Genomic DNA, 4,810 nt, shown 5'->3' on the forward strand with positions numbered 1-4,810 from the left:
CCTGGCAGTTCTTCAGTTCGTCAATGGTAATAGGGTACATGATGCTCATGTCCTCGAGCGAAGCGTCGCTGAAGATGATCCAGCTCTGGAGCTTCATCCTCTTCGAGAGATCCTTCCTGAGATCCTTCAGCATGGAGAGGAGCACCGGGTCGCCACCTTCTCCGCTGCCACCGGTCTTAGGGCCCTCGCCTTCCTCGTCATCGTCCTCACCCTCCACGAATTCGCGGTCTGCGGTGAGCATGAGAGTGGTCGGGTGCTCCAGGAATGCATGTCCGGCCTCGGTCACGGATATGAGGCCGTACGACTCGATGTCCTTCTCGAGGAAATGGAGAATGAGGCCCTGGTGCATGAGTGCCATCCAGAATCTCGCTCCGTGGTCACGTCCTTCTCCGAAGAACTCGAGCTTGTCGTGGTTGTATGACTTGATGATTGCAGAAGACTCTCCTGCAAGTATCTGCGCAAGGTGTTCGATCTTGAATCTCTCCGGAAGGGCCTCGATGAGAGAAAGGATGAGAGACATCTCTTCCTTGCCGTCGAAGGTCTTCTTAGGGTTGAGGCAGTTGTCACAGCATCCGCAGTTTTCCTCATGATATTCCTCTCCGAAATAGTTGAGGAGAAGCTTCCTGCGGCACTGGTTGCTCTCGGCATAGGCGACAACCTCGTTCAGGAGCTGGCGGCCGATCTCCTGCTCTGAAACAGGTTTGCCCTGCATGAACTTCTCGAGCTTCTGGATGTCCTTGTAGCTGTAGAAGGTGATGCAGCGGCCTTCCCTGCCGTCACGGCCTGCACGACCGGTCTCCTGATAGTAGCCCTCTATGCTCTTCGGAATGTCATAGTGGATCACGAAACGCACGTCAGGCTTGTCGATGCCCATTCCGAAGGCTATGGTCGCCACTATGACGTCAATGTCCTCCATGAGGAAGGCGTCCTGGTTCGCGGCTCTCACGCTGGCGTCGAGACCGGCGTGGTAAGGCAGCGCCTTGATACCGTTTATGTTCAGCAGGTGGGCGAGCTCCTCGACCTTCTTGCGGCTGAGGCAATATATGATTCCGGACTTGCCGGGATTCTGCTTGATGAATCGGACTATCTCCTTCTTCGGATCAGACTTGTCCCTGATCTCGTACATGAGGTTAGGACGGTTGAAGGACGACTTGAAGACCTTCGCGTCGAGCATGCCGAGGTTCTTCTGGATGTCGTTCTGCACCTTCGGGGTCGCGGTAGCGGTGAGGGCGATTATCGGAGCTACGCCTATCTCCTCCACAATAGGACGTATCTTCCTGTACTCAGGGCGGAAGTCATGACCCCACTCCGAGATACAGTGAGCCTCGTCGATTGCATAGAAAGAAATCTTCAGAGTCTTCAGGAAGGCCACGTTCTCGGCCTTGGTAAGGGACTCTGGGGCGACATAGAGAAGTTTCGTCACGCCGGAAAGAAGATCTTCCTTCACCTCTGCGATCTGAGCCTTGGAGAGTGAGGAGTTGAGGAAGTGGGCGATGCCGTCATTGCCGGCGACAAAGCCGCGGATGGCGTCCACCTGGTTCTTCATGAGCGCAATCAAAGGAGAGATCACGATTGCGGTTCCTTCCATCACGAGAGCCGGAAGCTGGTAACAAAGCGACTTGCCACCGCCCGTCGGCATGAGGACGAAAGCGTCCTTGCCAGATACGAGGTGGGTCACTATCTGCTCCTGGTCACCCTTGAAGGTCGTAAAGCCGAAGAATTCCTTAAGCTTGGAGTGAAGGGTCTCTGAGTCTATCACCATAAATAATCCGATATTTTCATCTAAGTTAATGATATATTTCCACGGTGACAAAAATTGTTTGGAATATTTTTGCGATATTTGCGACCCATTATATGGACAAAAACTTAAAGATATAACAAAATGAAAGCAATCAAAGTATTAGCAGCAGCTTTTGCAGCAAGCGCACTTATCGCTGCCTGCACCGGCAAGTCAGCTGACGTTGCAGATCCTAGCCTCGTCAAGGATCTCAAGGATATCCTTCCTACCGCAGCTGAGATCGACTCTACAAGCTACCTCATCGGTATCCAGTTCGGTTACTTCATCAAGTCTAACGATTTCGGTAACGACCTCAACTACGCACAGATGCGCAAGGGTATGATGGACTTCATCAACGCTGAGGGCGAGCCAGGTTCAGAGGGCTACAACGAGCAGTTCAAGGTCAACCCAGACCTCATGAACGAGGTATTCAACAAGTTCCTCACCAAGAGGAGCGAATACATGGCTGAGGTCAACAGGCGCGCAGGCGAGAAGTTCCTCGCAGCCAACAAGAAGAAGGACGGCGTCGTAGAGACCGAGAGTGGCCTCCAGTACAAGATCATCGAGGCCGGTAACGACAACCACGCAGCAGCTCAGGACACCGTTCTCGTTAGCTACCGCGGTACCACCATCGACGGCAAGGAGTTCGACGCAAGCCCAGAGGGCGAGCCTATCATGATGCTCCTCGACCGTGTGATCCCAGGTTGGACCGAGGGTATCCAGTATGTCGGTGAGGGTGGCAAGATCGAGCTCTACATCCCTTCTGACCTCGCATACGGCCAGCGCGGCAACCGTGCGATCGAGCCTAACTCAACTCTCATCTTCGAGGTAGAGGTTTCTGAGGTACGTCACATAGCCCAGTAAGACCATGGCATTGGAACTCGAATGCAAGATTACACGCAAGCTCCCTGTTACCCAGGGAACTTCGGCTCGTGGTCCATGGCAGAAGCAGGAATTCATCGTCGAATATCAGGACGGTAACTTCCCTAACCAGGTATGCATGAACGTATGGGGCGAGGACAAGGTCAACGACCTCAACAGGTTCAATGTAGGCGACAAGGTAAAGATCCAGTTCAACCTTTCCAGCCGAGAGTTCAACGGCAGGTGGTACAACGACATCCGCGCATGGAGAATCGAGCTCGCAGGTATGTCTCCTGCCGATGCTCCGGCTGCTGCCGCTCCGGCACCCGCACCTCGCGCATACCAGCCAGCAGCTCCTGCAGGATTCGCGCCTGTAGCTCCTGCACCTTCGATCGAAGATATGCCGGCAGACAATGCTGACGATCTCCCATTCTAAGGATTTTTCAGCACATAAATACAATTAAGGGTGACCTTGACGGTCACCCTTAATTATATCTATTCGAATTCCGTCCCCACCGCTATACTGTTCTCCGATGAGATTAAGCTTACCTTTCACTTATGTTCTTTCAATACTCTACATAAAATTTCACATCAGGAGATAATGAGGCGAAAATGAGAGTCATATTAGCACATGTCTTCTTGTAATAGCATCTCATGGTACCCGTTGAATAATAACTGACGCACTGAAATGGCATCTTTCTCTACGGGAATCTCAAAGAAAAAAAGCAGAACTTAAGTCTCAGATCACCAATTCATTGGACTTCATTCTTTTCTTCCATATTTTATCGTAGGAGCCTATAAGGCGCACTAGGTAGTCATAGAATTTTTCATTTTTCAGATATTTGCCGTCATAAAGAATCGGGTAATCACGCCACTTGTCAACGACGATTGTATCATATTGTGAACCAACTTTTGTCAACACCAAGTAAAATGCGTAGTTACCCGGCGTCTCATAAATTTCAGAATTTTGGCTGATCTTGGCAAAACGACGTAAATGCTTTCTTACCGTCGCAGGGTTAGTTATGACGATACTATCAACTGATTCTGATTCTTCATACCACCACGCGAGTGACAATATAGAATCTCGTATCTGTTGTTTCCTGTCTTCATCTATATGTACGTTGTCAGGAAAAGCAACAATTCTCATTTCCTCAGACGGCTTTTTATTTCGGTCATATTCTACTTTTTCTAGAAATGCTGTAGCATCTAACATACTCGTTGAATATAATTGTTCCGGGTATCGATAGTAAAATACTTTAAGATAATCAGATGTTATGGCCTCGTTGATTATTATAGAGGACGCCATTACAATAGAAAAAAACTTTATTAACGTTGTCATGTCTGTATCCTAATTCTTATGATAGTTGTAATATGCTGCCATTTCTGAGGCTTCATTTGGTGAAAGCCCTTTTATGGTAAATGATAGCTCCTTGTTTTCAGGGTCTCTAGGGTCTCTAAGCTTGTCGTAGAGTCCGGTCTCGGTCGAAGAGCACCTTGCTGAGCGCGGTCGCCGTGAAGATGCAGTTTCCGGAGTAGTTGCGTATCACGGTGGTTCCCGACGAGGTCACCCTCTCCCTGAGCTTCCTTCCGTCAGTTGCATAAACGACATTCACCGTCGAGCCGTCCGACAGCGTCATCTCCTGCGGTAACCCGATCTCGTTGTACAGGGTGCTCCGTACTCTGCCCGACGACTCCCCGGTCAGCCTTCCGCAGGCATCGTAGGTCTCCGCGCCCATCGGCATCGACCTCATCCTGTTGCCGTAGTATGACTTGCGTCTGATATAGAACGTCAATGCGCCATTACCGACCCCGTCCGTTAGCTGGTCCTGAGTCCTCCTCGAGGTTATGTTGCCGTTGATGTCATATCGGTAGGTCTCGGAGAACAGCCCGGTGCCGGAGATGTCCGAATACTCCGCCTCCCTCAGCCTTGCGAGGCTGTCGTATCTGTACTTGTATTCCCTGTCCGATGTTTCGCCAGGCTTCCTCCAACTTGTCTCCGATATCTTCCCGCCCCAGCGAGGCACGCTGCCTTCCTCATGACGGATTCCCTCGGAGAATAGGTCCCCATCTAAATTATATGACATAAGCATATCTTAGGATAAAGATTATAGGAAGTGCATGAAATATTATATATGCTGCGATGAGGGTCAGCTGCATCAATATAGGCAGGGA

General features: G+C 50.4%; 5 protein-coding genes. 2 read left to right on the forward strand and 3 right to left on the reverse strand.

The genetic code is table 11. The annotated features are described in order from the left end of the window. Nucleotides 1-1,762, reverse strand: a 1,762-nt coding sequence (gene recQ / locus AC06ND_RS04795; protein ID WP_475677852.1) for a DNA helicase RecQ, incomplete at its 3' end; no start/stop codon positions are given. A 120-nt stretch (nt 1,763-1,882) separates the two neighbouring features. Between recQ and AC06ND_RS04800 the strand changes: the two genes are divergently transcribed. Together AC06ND_RS04800 and AC06ND_RS04805 are read left to right on the forward strand one after the other, a co-directional pair. After that, the gene (locus AC06ND_RS04800; protein WP_475677853.1) at nt 1,883-2,641 is read left to right on the forward strand and encodes an FKBP-type peptidyl-prolyl cis-trans isomerase; all 759 of its coding nucleotides are present in this window, start codon (nt 1,883-1,885) and stop codon (nt 2,639-2,641) included. 4 nt (nt 2,642-2,645) lie between these two features. Next, nucleotides 2,646-3,074 carry a DUF3127 domain-containing protein gene (locus AC06ND_RS04805; protein ID WP_475677854.1) on the forward strand — a complete coding sequence of 143 codons (429 nt, stop codon included), beginning with the start codon at nt 2,646-2,648 and terminating at the stop codon, nt 3,072-3,074. Between the two features lie 303 nt (nt 3,075-3,377). Here AC06ND_RS04805 and AC06ND_RS04810 read toward each other — a convergent pair whose 3' ends face one another. Beyond that, nucleotides 3,378-3,977 (reverse strand): hypothetical protein, encoded by a 600-nt coding sequence (locus tag AC06ND_RS04810; protein ID WP_475677855.1) that lies wholly within the window; start codon nt 3,975-3,977, stop codon nt 3,378-3,380. A gap of 115 nt (nt 3,978-4,092) precedes the next feature. Continuing rightward, nucleotides 4,093-4,722 carry a hypothetical protein gene (locus tag AC06ND_RS04815; RefSeq protein ID WP_475677856.1) on the reverse strand — a complete coding sequence of 210 codons (630 nt, stop codon included), beginning with the start codon at nt 4,720-4,722 and terminating at the stop codon, nt 4,093-4,095. Nucleotides 4,723-4,810: the final 88 nt, after the last annotated feature.

The sequence above is a fragment of the Candidatus Cryptobacteroides sp. genome (assembly GCF_056207615.1).